The organism is Janthinobacterium sp. 67, from assembly GCF_002797895.1.
Classification (GTDB): Bacteria; Pseudomonadota; Gammaproteobacteria; order Burkholderiales; family Burkholderiaceae_D; genus Janthinobacterium.
Map to the genome: position 1 here is coordinate 2,152,653 of NZ_PGES01000001.1, position 14,327 is coordinate 2,166,979.

14 protein-coding genes are annotated in these 14,327 nt (G+C 61.1%); all 14 read right to left on the bottom strand.

What is annotated here, in order from left to right; all coding sequences use genetic code 11:
• Positions 1-29 precede the first annotated feature (29 nt).
• The 14 genes from CLU90_RS09670 to nuoG all read right to left on the bottom strand — a co-directional run bounded on the left by CLU90_RS09670 (position 30) and on the right by nuoG (position 14,306).
• Positions 30-1,205: a PQQ-dependent sugar dehydrogenase gene (locus CLU90_RS09670; RefSeq protein ID WP_100427783.1), complete on the bottom strand. Its 1,176-nt coding sequence runs from the start codon at positions 1,203-1,205 to the stop codon at positions 30-32.
• Between the two features lie 106 nt (positions 1,206-1,311).
• Positions 1,312-1,812: a 2-C-methyl-D-erythritol 2,4-cyclodiphosphate synthase gene (gene ispF / locus CLU90_RS09675; RefSeq protein ID WP_092710061.1), complete on the bottom strand. Its 501-nt coding sequence runs from the start codon at positions 1,810-1,812 to the stop codon at positions 1,312-1,314.
• A 17-nt stretch (positions 1,813-1,829) separates the two neighbouring features.
• Complete coding sequence (ispD, locus tag CLU90_RS09680) at positions 1,830-2,531, bottom strand: 2-C-methyl-D-erythritol 4-phosphate cytidylyltransferase (protein WP_100427784.1); 702 nt, start codon at positions 2,529-2,531, stop codon at positions 1,830-1,832.
• 12 nt (positions 2,532-2,543) lie between these two features.
• Positions 2,544-3,239, bottom strand: a complete 696-nt coding sequence (locus CLU90_RS09685; protein WP_175539209.1) for a hypothetical protein — start codon at positions 3,237-3,239, stop codon at positions 2,544-2,546.
• An 8-nt stretch (positions 3,240-3,247) separates the two neighbouring features.
• Entirely contained in the window at positions 3,248-3,820 is a 573-nt protein-coding gene (locus CLU90_RS09690) for an NUDIX domain-containing protein (RefSeq protein ID WP_100427785.1), read from the bottom strand.
• A 57-nt stretch (positions 3,821-3,877) separates the two neighbouring features.
• Positions 3,878-4,201: a DUF2818 family protein gene (locus CLU90_RS09695; RefSeq protein ID WP_100427786.1), complete on the bottom strand. Its 324-nt coding sequence runs from the start codon at positions 4,199-4,201 to the stop codon at positions 3,878-3,880.
• Between the two features lie 3 nt (positions 4,202-4,204).
• Positions 4,205-5,707, bottom strand: a complete 1,503-nt coding sequence (gene nuoN, locus CLU90_RS09700; protein ID WP_100427787.1) for an NADH-quinone oxidoreductase subunit NuoN — start codon at positions 5,705-5,707, stop codon at positions 4,205-4,207.
• Between the two features lie 16 nt (positions 5,708-5,723).
• A complete protein-coding gene (locus tag CLU90_RS09705) occupies positions 5,724-7,223 on the bottom strand; it encodes an NADH-quinone oxidoreductase subunit M (RefSeq protein ID WP_100427788.1) in 1,500 nt (499 codons plus the stop codon).
• Positions 7,224-7,252: 29 nt separating this feature from the next.
• On the bottom strand, positions 7,253-9,337 hold the full coding sequence (gene nuoL, locus CLU90_RS09710; protein ID WP_100427789.1) for an NADH-quinone oxidoreductase subunit L: 2,085 nt from the start codon (positions 9,335-9,337) through the stop codon (positions 7,253-7,255).
• 46 nt (positions 9,338-9,383) lie between these two features.
• Complete coding sequence (nuoK, locus tag CLU90_RS09715; RefSeq protein ID WP_010399724.1) at positions 9,384-9,692, bottom strand: NADH-quinone oxidoreductase subunit NuoK; 309 nt, start codon at positions 9,690-9,692, stop codon at positions 9,384-9,386.
• On the bottom strand, positions 9,689-10,321 hold the full coding sequence (locus CLU90_RS09720) for an NADH-quinone oxidoreductase subunit J (RefSeq protein WP_034779507.1): 633 nt from the start codon (positions 10,319-10,321) through the stop codon (positions 9,689-9,691). The genes nuoK and CLU90_RS09720 overlap by 4 nt, the downstream gene beginning before the upstream one ends.
• Before the next feature lie 66 nt (positions 10,322-10,387).
• Positions 10,388-10,876: an NADH-quinone oxidoreductase subunit NuoI gene (nuoI, locus tag CLU90_RS09725; RefSeq protein WP_010399726.1), complete on the bottom strand. Its 489-nt coding sequence runs from the start codon at positions 10,874-10,876 to the stop codon at positions 10,388-10,390.
• 14 nt (positions 10,877-10,890) lie between these two features.
• Positions 10,891-11,973, bottom strand: coding sequence for an NADH-quinone oxidoreductase subunit NuoH (nuoH, locus tag CLU90_RS09730; protein ID WP_034749983.1), 1,083 nt, complete (start codon positions 11,971-11,973; stop codon positions 10,891-10,893).
• Positions 11,973-14,306: an NADH-quinone oxidoreductase subunit NuoG gene (gene nuoG, locus CLU90_RS09735; protein ID WP_092710075.1), complete on the bottom strand. Its 2,334-nt coding sequence runs from the start codon at positions 14,304-14,306 to the stop codon at positions 11,973-11,975. Before nuoG ends, nuoH begins: the two co-directional genes overlap by 1 nt.
• Positions 14,307-14,327 lie beyond the last annotated feature (21 nt).

Genomic DNA, 14,327 nt, shown 5'->3' on the forward strand with positions numbered 1-14,327 from the left:
CATCTTAAGCGAAGTGGGCGCCTGCCGTGTTACTGCGCCACGATGCGCAGCAAACGGCCGTTGTCTTCGTCCGTCAGCGCATACAGATAGCCGTCCGGCCCCTGGCGCACGTCGCGCACGCGCGCGCCGATGGCCAGGCGGTCCTGCCCCGTCACCTTGCCGCTGGCATCGACGGCGATGCGGCGGATATCCTTGGCCGCCAGGCCGCCGCTGAAGATGCTGCCGCGCCAGGCGGCGATCTTGTCGCCCGTGTAGACAGCCAGTCCCGACGGCGCCGGCGACGGCACCCAGGCCACGCTCGGATTGAGCATGTCAGGCACTTCATGCTTGCCGACGGGTTCATGCGTCCTGTAGTCGGCGCCATAGCTTTGCAAGGGCCAGCCGTAGTTGCCGCCCGCCACCACCAGGTTCAGCTCGTCACCACCATACGGCCCGTGTTCCGTGGCCCACACGCGGCCGGACACGGGATCGAGTGCCAGGCCCTGCACGTTGCGGTGGCCATAGGACCAGATTTCCGGCAAGGCGCCCTTGGCCGCCAGCGGATTGCCGGGCGCCGGTTTTCCCTCTTCCGTCAGGCGCAGGATGGAACCCTGGTGCGTGGCCAGGTTTTGCGCCTGCTCGCGCGCCAGGCGGTCGCCGATGCGCAGCGGCGGGTTGCCGCCATCGGCCACGCTCATCAGCAAAGTGCCGTCCGGCAGCCACAGCAAACGCGAACCGAAATGCTGGCCGCCGCTCTTGTCCGTGGCCACCTTGAACAGGGTCTGGATGCCCGTCACCTTCTTGCCGTCGAACACGCCGCGCACGAGGGTCGTGCGGTTGGCGTCATTGGTGCCCGTCGACACCGTCATGTAGACGCGTGGATTCGGCTTGCCCGCATCCTGCGGGTGAATGACGATATCGAGCAAGCCGCCCTGCCCGCCCGTAAACACCTTGGGCATGCCTTCCAGCGCCACGTCCTCGAACTTGTTGCCGTTCAGCAGGTGCAAGGTCCCCTGCTTGCTGGTGACGAGCGCGCGTCCCTCGCCCAGCCAGGCGATACCCCACGGCTGGCGCACGCCCTGCGCGACGGTCTCGGCCTTCCAGCCCTGTTTGGCGGCGGGCGGCTCGCCCGTGGCTGGCAGCTCGGCGTGGGCGGGCAAGGCGGACGCCGCGAAGACTCCCAGCAGCAATGCGGTGGCAAGGTGTGTGCGCTTGATGATAGGCATGCGGAATTCTCCTGTGTCGTCAATGAAAAAAGGCGGCCGGGATGGTCTTCGCCATCGCGCCGCCTTCTAAAAATAGCACAAATTACACGGCGGACGCGCCGCCTGTTCAGGCCCGCAACAGCAAGGCCACGGCTTCGGCCGCGATGCCCTCTTCCCGGCCCAGATAGCCGAGCTTTTCATTCGTCTTGGCCTTGATGTTGACCTGCCCCACGGATACCCCCAGGTCTTCGGCCACGTTGGCGCACATGGCGGCGATGTGCGGCGCCATCTTCGGGCGCTGGGCGATGATGGTGGCGTCGATGTTGCCGATCACATAGCCGGTCGCTTGCACGCGGCGCACGGCTTCGCGCAGCAGTGTGCGCGAATCGGCGCCCTTGAATTGCGCGTCCGTGTCGGGGAAATGGCGGCCGATGTCGCCCAGGGCGGCGGCGCCGAAGATGGCGTCGGTAATCGCGTGCAGCAATACGTCCGCGTCGGAATGGCCGAGCAAGCCCAGGTGATGGGGAATCTTCACGCCGCCGATGATCAGGTCGCGGTTTTCCACCAGCGCGTGGCAGTCGTAGCCCTGGCCGATGCGAAATGGGAGGTCGGGAGTCGTTGGGTTCATGCGGGTCTCTCAGGAATTCAAGGATGGGCCAAATACAGCTCGGCCGTGTGGATGTCGCGCGGCAGGGTCACCTTCAGGTTGCGCGGGTGGCCCTCGACCAATCTGGGTGCCAGGCCCAGCGCTTCGACGGCGCTGGCGTCGTCCGTGATCGCTTGCGGGTCGGGCGCTTCGGACAAAGCTTTGTGCAGCAGCGCATAGCTGAACATTTGCGGCGTCTGCGCCAGCCACAGGCCGTCGCGCGGTACCGTCTGCGCCGACAGGCTGCCCTGCCCCGCCCGCTTGACGGTGTCGACCACGGGCAAGGCCAGCAAGCCGCCGGCCGGATGTCCACCGACTTCGGTAATAAGCTTTTCGATCAACGCCGGCGTCAGGCCGGGCCGCGCCGCGTCGTGCACCAGCACCTGGTCGTGGGCAGCGATGCTGCCATGCATGGCGTGCAAGCCGTTGAGGATGCTTTCCATGCGCGTGGCGCCGCCGCAGCGCAGCACAGTGACGCCCTGCGCCGGCACGACCGTGTCGATCACGCCATCGTCGGCGCTGACGACGACATAGGTATGCGCGATCAGGGGGCTGGCAAGAAAGGCGTCGAGCGCGTGGCGCAGCATGGGTTTGCCGGCGATGGTCAAATATTGCTTGGGACTGCCCGCCTCCATGCGCGCGCCCACGCCGGCGGCGGGGATCAGCGCAAAATAGCGGATGGTATTCGGTGCTGCTGTCATGCCATTCCTTGTCTAGTTGGCGGGCGCTGCCTTGCCCGCCAGGATGTTCTGGATTTCACCTTTGCACGCCTTGCCCAGGCGCGCATATTCCTGTGGAGAATCGATAGCCGCCTGCAAGGTTTCCACCTTGCGCATTTCGGCCTTGATGTACGGCAACCAGCCCGTGTCGATCTCGCGCGCCAGCGCCGCCTTTGCCGTGCCGCTGGGCGCGTACAGGGGCCGCGCCTCGAAGCGCCTGGCCAGCGCCGCGCGCACGGTCTTTTCCACGCGCGGCAAGTGTTCCATATAGGTCTTCATGTGTCGCAGCTCGTGCGCGAGTATCTCATCATACGCGCAAGTGCCGGGGGCAAACTCGCGGCCGATATAGATCACCACAGGCGCATACGTGAGGGACACGGCAATCTGCGGCGCCACGCATTCATAGCCGCTGGCCGGGTCTTGCAGCATGGGACCGGCCAGGGCGATGGCCACGCGCGAATCCGTCTTCGTCAAACCCAGCACCCAAGTGTTGGCGCGCGCCGTACCCTTCATCACCGTCAGGGCCTTGTACGGCAGATGCGTGTCGATGGAATAACCGTTCTGCTGCGCCGTCAGCACGGACACCGTCTTGCTGATCGTGTCTTCGCAGCGCACCTGGAACGGCGTGCGCGTCGCCGCCCGCGCGTCCAGGACGGCACCGGCCAGCAGCAGGAAGATTGCCGTGCGCATGCGCTGTATCAGGCCGGCTGCCACACGCCGCTGGTGATCTTGTCAAGCCAGAAGATACCGATGACGGTTTTCACGTCCGTGATCGTGCCATCCTTGACCCAGTCGAGCAGCTGCGGCACCGTGGCCGTAAATGTCTCGAGGAATTCGCCCTCGTCGAGCTGGCGTTTGCCGGCGACGAGGCCGCGCGCCAGGAACAGCTCGAGGTGCTCGTCGGAATAGGCGATGGCGTTGTGGATGGTGGACACGAATTGCCAGTCGCCGGCCGTGTAGCCCGTCTCTTCCAGCAGCTCACGCTGGGCGCACGCCAGGTGCGATTCGCCCGCGTCGATCTTGCCAGCCGGGAATTCAATGAAGACCCGGTCCAGCGGATAGCGGTACTGGCGTTCCATCAGCACCGTGCCATCGTCGAGCAGCGGCAGGATCACGACGGCGCCCGGATGCAGGACGAATTCGCGCGCCGTAATCTTGCCGTCCGGCAGGGCAACACGGTCGCGCTGCACGCGCAGGAAGCCGCCTTGGTAGACGAGCTCGCCATCGACCTTGGTTTCAATCAATTGCGTATCAGTGGCTTGAGTATCCATGGAATTCCTTTATTCAATAAAAAACGGCGCCAGAGGCGCCGATTTCGGTCGTTGTTGCTAACGGCGTTTGCGTAAATAACGGCTCACAAACCCCGGGAAAGCCAGCACCAGGAACAGACAGCCGGTGATGGCATAGAACTCCCACGTCTGCGGGAAACCGTTGCCGATGCGCGCTTCGAGCGCGAAGGCCACGGCGCCGACGATGAAGTACAGAATCACCATCTCCAGCAGGCGCAGCGCCAGCGGCTTGCGCCAGCCCTGCTCCGCCTGCGCCGCCTTTTTCAGGGGCACGGCGGCAAACAGTTTCTCGTTCAAGAAAGGCAGGTTGGCGCCCAGGATGCCCAGGGCGATCACCAGCCAGCTCGAGACGGTGACATCCATCGGTCAGGACGCCAGGGTCTTGGTGATGGCGGTCGCGCAAGCAGCCAGGATACTTTCAGGCATCACGCCCAGCGCCAGGACGAACACGCCGTTCAGGGCCAGCACGACGCGCATGTCGCCATGCACGACCAGTGCGTTGCTATCCGTCGGCTCGTCGAACCACATCATTTTCACGACGCGCAGATAGTAGAAGGCGCCGATCAGCGAGAACAGCACGGCGGCGATGGTCAGCCACAGCTGGCCCGTGGCCAGCACGGAGGCCAGCACCGAGTACTTGGCCATGAAGCCCATCAGCGGCGGCACGCCAGCCAGCGAGAACATGAACAGGGTCATCACCAGCGCGAAGATCGGGCTGCGTTTGCCCAGGCCCTTGAAGTCGGCCAGTTCTTCCGCTTCGAAACCACTACGTGCCAACAACATGATCACGCCGAAGGTACCCAGGGTGGTGAACACGTAGGTGATGACGTAGTACATCGAGGCGCCGTAGGCGGTGGCTGCGCCAGCCGCGTTCAGGGTGTTGTTCGGTGCGTCAACGGTACCGGACAGCAGGCCCAGCAGGACGAAGCCCATTTGCGCGATGGTCGAGTACGCCAACATGCGCTTCAGATTCGTTTGCGCGATGGCGGTGAAGTTACCGATGGCCAGCGACATCACGGCCAGCACCAGCAGCATTTGCTGCCAGTCATGCGCCATCGGCAGCAAGCCCTCGCCCAGCAAACGCAGGGTGATGGCAAACGCGGCCAGTTTCGGCGCGCCGCCCAGCAGCAGGGTCACGGCCGTCGGCGAACCTTGATACACGTCAGGCACCCACATGTGGAATGGCACGACGCCCAGTTTGAAGGCCAGGCCGGCAACGAGGAACACCAGGCCGAAGACCATGATGGTGCCGTTGGTCTTGCCGTTTTCCAGCGCTACGCGCAGTTCGCCCAGGTCCAAGGTGCCGGAGGCGCCGTACAGCATCGAGATACCGTACAACATGAAACCGGAAGCCAGCGCGCCCAGGATGAAGTATTTCATGGCCGCTTCCGTGGCCTTGGCGTTGTCACGGCGCAGAGCGATCAGCGCGTACAGCGACAGCGACATCAGTTCCAGACCCAGGTAGATGATCAGGAAGTTGTTGGCCGAGATCATGATCATCTGGCCCAGCAGTGCAAACAGGGCCAGCACGTAGAACTCGCCGCCCAGGTTGCCCGACAGCATGTTGCGGTCGGTGGCGTAGGCACGCGAGTAGATCAGGGTCAGCGCCACGGCGCCGTACGAGAACAGTTTCAGCAGCTGCGACATCGGGTCCGACACGAACATGTTGTGGAAGGTGTAGACGGTGGTGCCCGCGTTGAAGTCGCCCACGGTCAGCAAGGCGCAGCCTGCCAGGGTCAGCAGGGACAGCGCATAGGTGATCGAACGCTTCGCCGCAGGCAAGAACATATCGATCAGCAAGAGCGCCGACGTGGCGATCAGCAGAAAGATTTCCGCGTACAGCGGTACCAGATTAGGTGCATTAGTCATGTTATCGGTCTTCTATTTAAGGCAACTTGCTGGTGGCGACATGCTGCAGCAGGTCAGCAACCGAAGTTTGCATCGTGTCGGTGAACGGGGCTGGGTACAGACCCATCACGAGCACGGCGATGGCCAGCACAGCAAGCATGAAGAATTCACGCTTGTTGATGTCGGTCAGTTCGGCCACATGCTTGTTCTTGATCTTGCCGAACACCACGCGCTTGGCCATCCACAGCGAGTACGCCGCGCCCCAGATCAGCGCCGTTGCAGCCAGCAGACCAATCCAGAAGTTGAATTTCACCGCGCCCAGGATCACCATGAACTCGCCGACGAAGCCGGACGTCGCTGGCAGACCGCAGTTGGCCATCGAGAACAGCACGAAGAAGGCGGCAAATTTCGGCATGCGGTTCACGACGCCGCCGTAGTCGGCGATGTTGCGGGTATGCATGCGGTCATACAGCACGCCGATGCACAGGAACATCGCGCCGGAGATGAAGCCGTGCGAGACCATCTGCACGATACCGCCCTGCACCGAGATGTCGTTGAACATGAAGAAGCCCAGGGTCACGAAACCCATGTGCGCGATCGACGAATAGGCGACCAGTTTTTTCATGTCGGTTTGCACCAGGGCAACCAGACCGATGTAGATGACGGCGATCAGCGACAAGGCGATCATGAAGCCCGACAGGTAGTGGCTGGCGTCCGGCGTGATCGGCAGCGAAAAACGCAGGAAGCCGTAGGCGCCCAGTTTCAGCATGATGGCGGCCAGCACGGCGGAACCGCCCGTAGGCGCTTCCACGTGGACGTCCGGCAACCACGTGTGGACGGGGAACATCGGCACCTTGACGGCAAACGCCATCAGGAAGGCCAGGAAGATGAAGATCTGTTCGTTCATCGTCAGCTTGAACGCGTGCCAGGCCAGGATGTCGAAGGTGCCCGACACATTGCGCAGGTAGATGATGGCAACCAGGGTCAGCAGCGAACCGAAGAAGGTGTACAGGAAGAACTTGAACGACGCGTATACACGGTTCGAACCGCCCCAGATACCGATGATGATGAACATCGGGATCAGGGTTGCTTCAAAGAAGAAGTAGAACAGCAAGCCGTCCAGCGCGCAGAACACGCCGATCATCAGGCCAGACAGGATCAGGAAGGAGCCCATGTACTGGGCGATGCGCTTCTCGATCACTTGCCAGGCCGAAATGACGACGATGACGGTGATAAAGGCCGTCAGCGGCACGAACCACAGCGACAGGCCGTCGATACCCAGCGAGTACCAGATATTGAAGGTTGCTATCCACGGCGCTTTTTCGACGAATTGCATGCCGTGTGCGGCGTTGTCGAAATGCTGGATCAGCGGCAAGGTGCACAGCATGCTGAGCACGGCGCCAGCCAGCGACAGCCAGCGGGTAAAGCCCGCTTTGCTGTCACGGCCGAGAGCCAGGACCAGGACGCCGCAAATGATCGGCACCCAGATCGACAGACTCAGGTAAGGAGGTAATGTATAAATCGTAGACTGCATCATGGTTCTCAGTATTCTTTTATCAGGTCAGCTTACTTAGCGGGCCAGAATGGCAGGAAATAGATCAGGAAGCCCAGCACGCCCAGGATCATCACGAATGCATAGTGATAGATGTAGCCGGTCTGCAGCACTCGCGACAGCGAGGACAGCCAGGCGACGACCTTGGCGCTACCATTGACGACGAAACCGTCGATCAGCTTCTTGTCACCGAAGTTCCACAGGCCATTACCCAGCAAGCGGGCACCGCCGGCGAACACGACTTCATTGAACTTGTCCATGTAGTACTTGTTGTCCAGCAGGGTGTGGATCGCGTGGAACTTGGCAAAGAACCAGGCCGGTACGCGCGGGTTGACCATGTAGCAGTAGTAGGCTGCCACCACGCCGGACAATGCCAGCCAGAACGGTGCCGTCGACAGGCCGTGGATCGCCATCGCCATTGCGCCGTGGAATTCATGCGACAACTCTTCCATTGCTGGATGGTTTTCGCCGACGAAGATCACGCCCTTGAAGAAATCGCCATGCAGCATCGGGCCGATCGTCAGGTAGCCGATGATCAGCGACGGGATCGCCAGCATCACCAGCGGGAACCAGACGACGAATGGGGACTCGTGCGGCTTCTGGCCAGGTTCCAGGCCATGGTGGCCGTGGTCGTCTTCCTCTTCTTCATCGTGTGCGTCCGAATCATGCTTGGCCGCAGGCGCGTGGTGATCGTCATGACCGTGCGCATGCGCCTGGCCGAAACGTTCCTTGCCGTGGAAGACGAGGAAGTACATGCGGAACGAGTAGAAGGCCGTAACGAACACGCCAGCCAGCACGGCGAACTGGGCAAAGCCAGCGCCCCAGATGTGCGTCGCTTCGACGGCTTCGATGATGCTGTCTTTCGAGTAGAAACCGGAGAACAGCGGCGTGCCGATCAGGGCCAGCGAACCGACCAGGGACGTGATCCACGTGATCGGCATGTATTTGCGCAGGCCGCCCATGTTGCGGATGTCCTGGTCGTGGTGCATGCCGATGATGACGGAACCGGCGCCCAGGAACAGCAGTGCCTTGAAGAATGCGTGCGTCATCAGGTGGAACACGGCCACGGAGTAGGCGGACGAACCGAGCGCGACGGTCATGTAGCCGAGCTGCGACAGGGTCGAGTAAGCGACGACGCGCTTGATGTCGTTCTGGATGATGCCCAAAAAGCCCATGAACAGCGCCGTGATGGAGCCGATCACGAGGATGAAGGACAGTGCCGTGTCGGACAGTTCGAACAGCGGCGACATGCGCGAGACCATGAAGATACCGGCCGTCACCATCGTCGCGGCGTGAATCAGTGCCGAGATCGGGGTAGGACCTTCCATCGAGTCAGGCAACCACACGTGCAGCGGGAACTGCGCCGACTTGCCCATCGCGCCGATGAACAGGCAGATACAGGCAACGGTCAGCAGCGGCCAGTCGCTACCAAGCATGGTCATCTGTGCCAACGCATCTTTCTGCGCGAACACTTCCTGGTAATTCATGGTGTGGGCGTTAGCCAGCAGCAGGCCGATACCGAGGATGAAGCCGAAGTCGCCCACGCGGTTGACGAGGAAAGCCTTCATGTTGGCCACGATGGCCGTCGGACGCTGGTACCAGAAACCGATCAGCAGGTAGGAGACCAGACCCACGGCTTCCCAACCGAAGAACAGTTGCAGGAAGTTGTTGGCCATGACCAGCATCAGCATCGAGAACGTGAACAGCGAGATGTAGGCGAAGAAGCGGTTGTAGCCTTCGTCGTCCTTCATGTAGCCGATCGTGTAGATGTGCACCATCAGGGAAACAAAAGTGACCACGCACATCATCATCGCCGACAGCGAATCGATCTGGAAGCCCACTTCCATCTTCAGGGGGCCGATCGTCATCCAGTTATAGATCGTGCCATTGAATGTCGCGCCATCCATCACTGCCAGCAGTGTCTGCACGGACAGGATGAACGCAATCAGTACGCCCAGGATCGTCGCGGTATGCGACGTCTTGCGTCCGACCAAATTACCCAGGAACTGGGTGCCAAGCAAGCCTGCAATCGCGGCACCGGCCAGCGGCGCCAGCGGTACGGCAAGAAGGAGGTTAGGGTTGAGGAGTTGCCCCGCCATGATGAACCTTAATCGTTATTATTCGAGAGATCGAGTCTGAAAAACATCAGCCTTTGAGGCTGTCCAGGTCTTCGACGTTGATGGTATCCAGATTACGGAACATCACCACCAGAATAGCCAGACCGATAGCCGACTCAGCGGCGGCAACCGTCAGGATGAAGAAAACGAAGATCTGACCGGCCGCGTCGCCCATGAAATGGGAGAACGCGATGAAATTCATATTCACCGCCAGCAGCATCAATTCGATTGCCATCAGCAATACGATGATGTTCTTGCGGTTCAGGAAAATACCGACGATCGAGATTGCGAACAGGATCGCGCCCAGGACCAGAAAATGTGTGAGCGATAATGTCATGGTGCCTCCTTAACTTCCGGCTCAGCCGCAGGACGCTCGACAACCGCGTCCATCTTGATGATCTTCAGGCGGTCGTTGCGCTTGACGCGCACGGCATCGCCTGGAGCGAAATGCTTGGTGTCCTTGCGTTTGCGCAGGGTCAGCGCGACCGCGGCAACGATGGCCACCAGCAGCACGACGGCGGCGATCTCGAAGGCAAACACGTATTTCGTGTAGATCAGCAGACCCAGTTCCTTGGTGCCGCCCAGGTTGACGTTGACCGGAGCGATGCTAGGCGCAAAGTTGCGGAAACCGTGCCACAGGACGGCGGCCATTTCCAGCACGATGATCACGCCCACCGTCACCGACAAAGGCAGATAGCCCCAGAAGCCCTCGCGCATGCGGTCGATATTGATATCGAGCATCATGACCACGAAGAGGAACAGCACCATCACGGCGCCGACGTACACCAATACCAGCACGATGGCCAGGAATTCAGCTTGCAGCAGCATCCAGATGCCCGCTGCGGAAAAGAAGGACAGTACCAAAAACAGTACTGCGTGGACCGGATTACGGGCCGTGATGACGCGCGTCGCTGCCAGAATCAAGATCAGCGCGAAGGCGTAAAACAAAATTGTTTTAAAGTCCATAAAAAACCCAATAGACGTACAGATGAACGAGGGGCGCGCCGCAGCCTCTCAGCTGCGGCGCATCCATCAGCGATAAGGTGCGTCGGCGGCGCGCGCAGCGGCGATGTCATTTTCATAACGATCACCTACGGCCAGCAACATCTCTTTCGTGTAATACAAATCCCCGCGTTTCTCGCCGTGGTATTCCAGGATTTGCGTCTCGACGATCGAATCGACCGGGCAGGACTCTTCGCAGAAACCGCAGAAGATGCACTTGGTCAAGTCAATATCGTAACGCGTGGTACGGCGCGAGCCGTCGTCACGCTGTTCCGATTCGATCGTGATGGCCATCGCCGGGCAAACCGCTTCGCACAGTTTGCAGGCGATGCAACGTTCCTCGCCGTTCGGGTAGCGGCGCAGCGCGTGCAAGCCACGGAAACGCGGCGAGATCGGTGTCTTCTCTTCCGGGAATTGCACCGTGATCTTGCGCGAAAACATGTACTTGCCTGTCAGCGCCATGCCCTTGATCAGCTCGCCTAACAAGAGGCTGCTGAAGAAATCTTTTACCTTATCCATTCGTATGCACTCTCTTACTTCCAAATATTCCAGGATGTCTGCATCCAGGCAGCGACGAAGACCAGGTAGACCAGCGTCAACGGGATAAATACTTTCCAGCCCAGGCGCATGATCTGGTCATAACGGTAGCGTGGGAAAGTACCGCGCACCCAGATGAACACCGAGACGATGAAGAAGGTTTTCGCGAACAGCCAGAAGAAGCCGCCGAAACCACCCCAGAACTCGAGGAAAGCAAATGGTGCGGACCAGCCACCGAGGAACATGAGCGAAGTCAGCGCGCCGATCAGGATCATGTTGGCGTATTCGGCCAGCATGAACATGGCGTAGGCCATGCCCGAGTACTCGACCATGTGGCCGGCAACGATTTCCGACTCGCCCTCGACGACGTCGAACGGGTGACGGTTGGCTTCAGCCAGGCCCGACACCATGTAGATGACGAACATCGGCAGCAGCGGCAGCCAGTTCCACGACAGGAAGTTCACGCCCTTGTCGGCGAAGTAGCCGATTTGCTGGCCGCCGACGATGTCGATGAAGTTCAGGCTGCCCGAGACCATCAGCACGATGACCATCACGAAGCCCATCGGGATTTCATACGAAATCATCTGCGCCGAAGCGCGCATGGCGCCCATGAACGAGTACTTCGAGTTCGAGGCCCAGCCGGCGATGATGATGCCGTAGACTTCCATCGAGGTAATCGCCAGCAGCATCAGCAAGCCCGCGTTGACGTTGGCCAGCACGGCTTGCGGACCGAAGGGCACGACCGACCAGGCGGCCAGGGCCGGCATGATGGTCATGATCGGGCCAATCACGAACAGGCCTTTGGCGGCCTTGGACGGGATGATGATCTCTTTGAACAAGAGTTTCAGCGCATCGGCGATCGGCTGCAGCAAGCCCAATGGGCCTACGCGGTTCGGGCCGACGCGGATCTGGATCCAGCCGATCAGCTTGCGTTCCCACAAGGTCAGGTAGGCAACCAGGCCCATCAGCGGCAGCAGCACGCACAGGATCTTGATCAGGGTCCAGAAGAACGGCCACGAGCCGCCCAGCAAATCCTGGCCGCTGCTGTTGATGACGTTTACAAATTCAGGCAGAGCCATCAGATTTTCCCCTCTGCTGTTTCAACTGTGATGTCACCGAACATGCCGCCCAGGCCAGCCGTCGAGGCATGCGCCGCCGACACCTTGACCACATTGGCCGGCAGGCCGGCGTGAATTGCCGCCACCAGGATGGCGCTGCCGGAGCCTTGCGCCACTTTGACCTTGTCGCCCGCCTTGATGCCCAGCTTGCCAGCCAGTTCGGCGGACAGGTGTGCTTGCGGCGCGGCGCCATCGACCGTGCGTTGCAAAGGTTCGGAACGGCGTACCAGCGCGTCGGCGAAGTAGATCGGCACGTCGGCGATGCGTTGCAGCGCAGGCGAGGCCGGTGCGTACGTTGCCGCTTCCGGTGCGTTCTTGGCGATGTTGTTCAGCTGTGCCGACAGATCGGTCACGCCGGCACCAAACGCTTCGTCGCGGATCGCTTCGGAGGTGTCGTAGTCGAAACCGGCCAGGCCCAGGATGTTGCCCAGGACGCGCAGCACTTTCCAGGCTGGGCGGGTTTCCGCCAGCGGTTTCACGGTGCCGTTGAAGCTTTGCGCGCGGCCTTCGCAGTTCACGAAGGTACCCGAGGTTTCGGCGAACGGCGAGATCGGCAGCAAGACATCGGCGTACTCCATGCCGTGCTTGAAGGCGGACATGGCCACGACCATGTCGGCGCCATCCAGGGCGGCGCGGGCCGCTTGCGGATTGGCGGCATCGAGTTCCGGCTCGGCGTGCAGCAGCACGTAGGCTTTTTTCGGTACGGCAAACGCAGCTTGCACGTTGGCGCGCGGCTTGGCGACCAGGTGCGCGCCAACCGTGTTGGCCGCTTCCGTCAGGTAGCCGAGCTTGGCGCCCGTCTGTTCGGCGATCCATTGCGCGGCAGCGTGCAGTTGCGACGCTTGCGGGTGTTGCGTTGCCGCGTTACCCAGCAGCACGGCGCCATGGTCGCCAGCCATCAGGCTGGCGGCGATGGCCGTTGCCACGTCCGAAGCGGCGACCGCTTCGAAACCGGCTGGCGCGGCGATTTCTTTGGCTTTGGCAACGGCGACAACCACTTCCGACAAGGCCGCCAGCCAATCGCTTGGCGCCACGATCATCTTGTTGGCGATGGTGATCAGTTGATCATCGTCGGAGGCGTGCAGGATCGACAGCTTGGCGCCGCCCTTGACGGACGCGCGCAAACGCGTGGCCAGCAATGGGTGATCCTTGCGCAGGAACGAGCCGATGACGAAGGCGCGCTTGATCTGGCCAAATTCGCTGATCGGCATGCCCAGCCATGGTTTCACATTCGCGTCGAGCGCGAAGTCGGTCTGGCGCAGGCGGAAGTCGACGTTCTCGGAACCGAGACCGTTGGCCACTTTTTGCAGCAGGACCAGCTCTTCGACGGTCGAGTGCGGCGTTGCCAGCGCGGCGATGGCGTCGGCGCCATGTTCGTGCTTGATGTTTTTCAGGCCGTGCGCCACGTATTCCAGCGCGGTTTGCCAATCGACTTCTTTCCACTCGTTGCCTTGTTTCAGCATCGGGGTCGTCAGGCGTTCGGCACTGTCCAGCGCTTCGTACGAGAAACGGTCCTTGTCCGAGATCCAGCATTCGTTGACGGCTTCGTTTTCCAGCGGCAGTACACGCTTGACCTTGCCAGCTTTCACTTGCACGATCAGGTTCGTACCGAGGCCGTCATGCGGGCTGACCGATTTGCGGCGCGACAGTTCCCACGTACGGGCGCTGTAGCGGAACGGCTTCGAGGTCAGTGCGCCAACCGGGCACAGGTCGATCATGTTGCCCGACAGTTCGGAGTCGACGGACTGGCCGACGAAGGACACGATTTCCGAGTGTTCGCCGCGGCCGATCATGCCCAGCTCCATCACGCCGGCCACTTCCTGGCCAAAGCGTACGCAACGGGTGCACTGGATGCAGCGCGACATTTCCTGCATGGAAACCAGCGGACCGGCTTCCTTCGGCGTGACAACGCGCTTGTCTTCCTTGTAGCGCGATTCGCTCTTGCCGTAGCCCACTGCCAAGTCTTGCAACTGGCATTCGCCGCCCTGATCGCAGATAGGGCAATCGAGCGGGTGGTTAATCAGCAAGAATTCCATGACCGACTTTTGCGCCTGCACAGCTTTATCGCTGGCGGAGCGCACGATCATGCCGGCACTGACCGGGGTCGCACAAGCGGGCAAAGGCTTGGGCGCCTTTTCCACTTCGACCAGGCACATGCGGCAGTTCGCTGCGATCGACAATTTCTTGTGATAGCAGAAGTGCGGAATGTAGGTTCCCAATTTGTTGGCGGCGTCCATCACCATGCTACCAGCAGGGACTTCGACTTTTTTGCCGTCTATTTCGATTTCAACCATGGTGATCGTTACCTGACGCAG

Coding starts and splice junctions, on each gene's coding strand:
- ispF (WP_092710061.1), bottom strand. CDS start 1,812: ATGAACCCAACGACTCCCGACCTCCCATTTCGCATCGGCCAGGGCTAC.
- nuoK (WP_010399724.1), bottom strand. CDS start 9,692: ATGACATTATCGCTCACACATTTTCTGGTCCTGGGCGCGATCCTGTTC.
- nuoL (WP_100427789.1), bottom strand. CDS start 9,337: ATGGCGGGGCAACTCCTCAACCCTAACCTCCTTCTTGCCGTACCGCTG.
- ispD (WP_100427784.1), bottom strand. CDS start 2,531: ATGACAGCAGCACCGAATACCATCCGCTATTTTGCGCTGATCCCCGCC.
- nuoG (WP_092710075.1), bottom strand. CDS start 14,306: ATGGTTGAAATCGAAATAGACGGCAAAAAAGTCGAAGTCCCTGCTGGT.
- CLU90_RS09670 (WP_100427783.1), bottom strand. CDS start 1,205: ATGCCTATCATCAAGCGCACACACCTTGCCACCGCATTGCTGCTGGGA.
- CLU90_RS09705 (WP_100427788.1), bottom strand. CDS start 7,223: ATGATGCAGTCTACGATTTATACATTACCTCCTTACCTGAGTCTGTCG.
- nuoI (WP_010399726.1), bottom strand. CDS start 10,876: ATGGATAAGGTAAAAGATTTCTTCAGCAGCCTCTTGTTAGGCGAGCTG.
- CLU90_RS09685 (WP_175539209.1), bottom strand. CDS start 3,239: ATGCGCACGGCAATCTTCCTGCTGCTGGCCGGTGCCGTCCTGGACGCG.
- CLU90_RS09720 (WP_034779507.1), bottom strand. CDS start 10,321: ATGGACTTTAAAACAATTTTGTTTTACGCCTTCGCGCTGATCTTGATT.
- nuoH (WP_034749983.1), bottom strand. CDS start 11,973: ATGGCTCTGCCTGAATTTGTAAACGTCATCAACAGCAGCGGCCAGGAT.
- nuoN (WP_100427787.1), bottom strand. CDS start 5,707: ATGACTAATGCACCTAATCTGGTACCGCTGTACGCGGAAATCTTTCTG.
- CLU90_RS09695 (WP_100427786.1), bottom strand. CDS start 4,201: ATGGATGTCACCGTCTCGAGCTGGCTGGTGATCGCCCTGGGCATCCTG.
- CLU90_RS09690 (WP_100427785.1), bottom strand. CDS start 3,820: ATGGATACTCAAGCCACTGATACGCAATTGATTGAAACCAAGGTCGAT.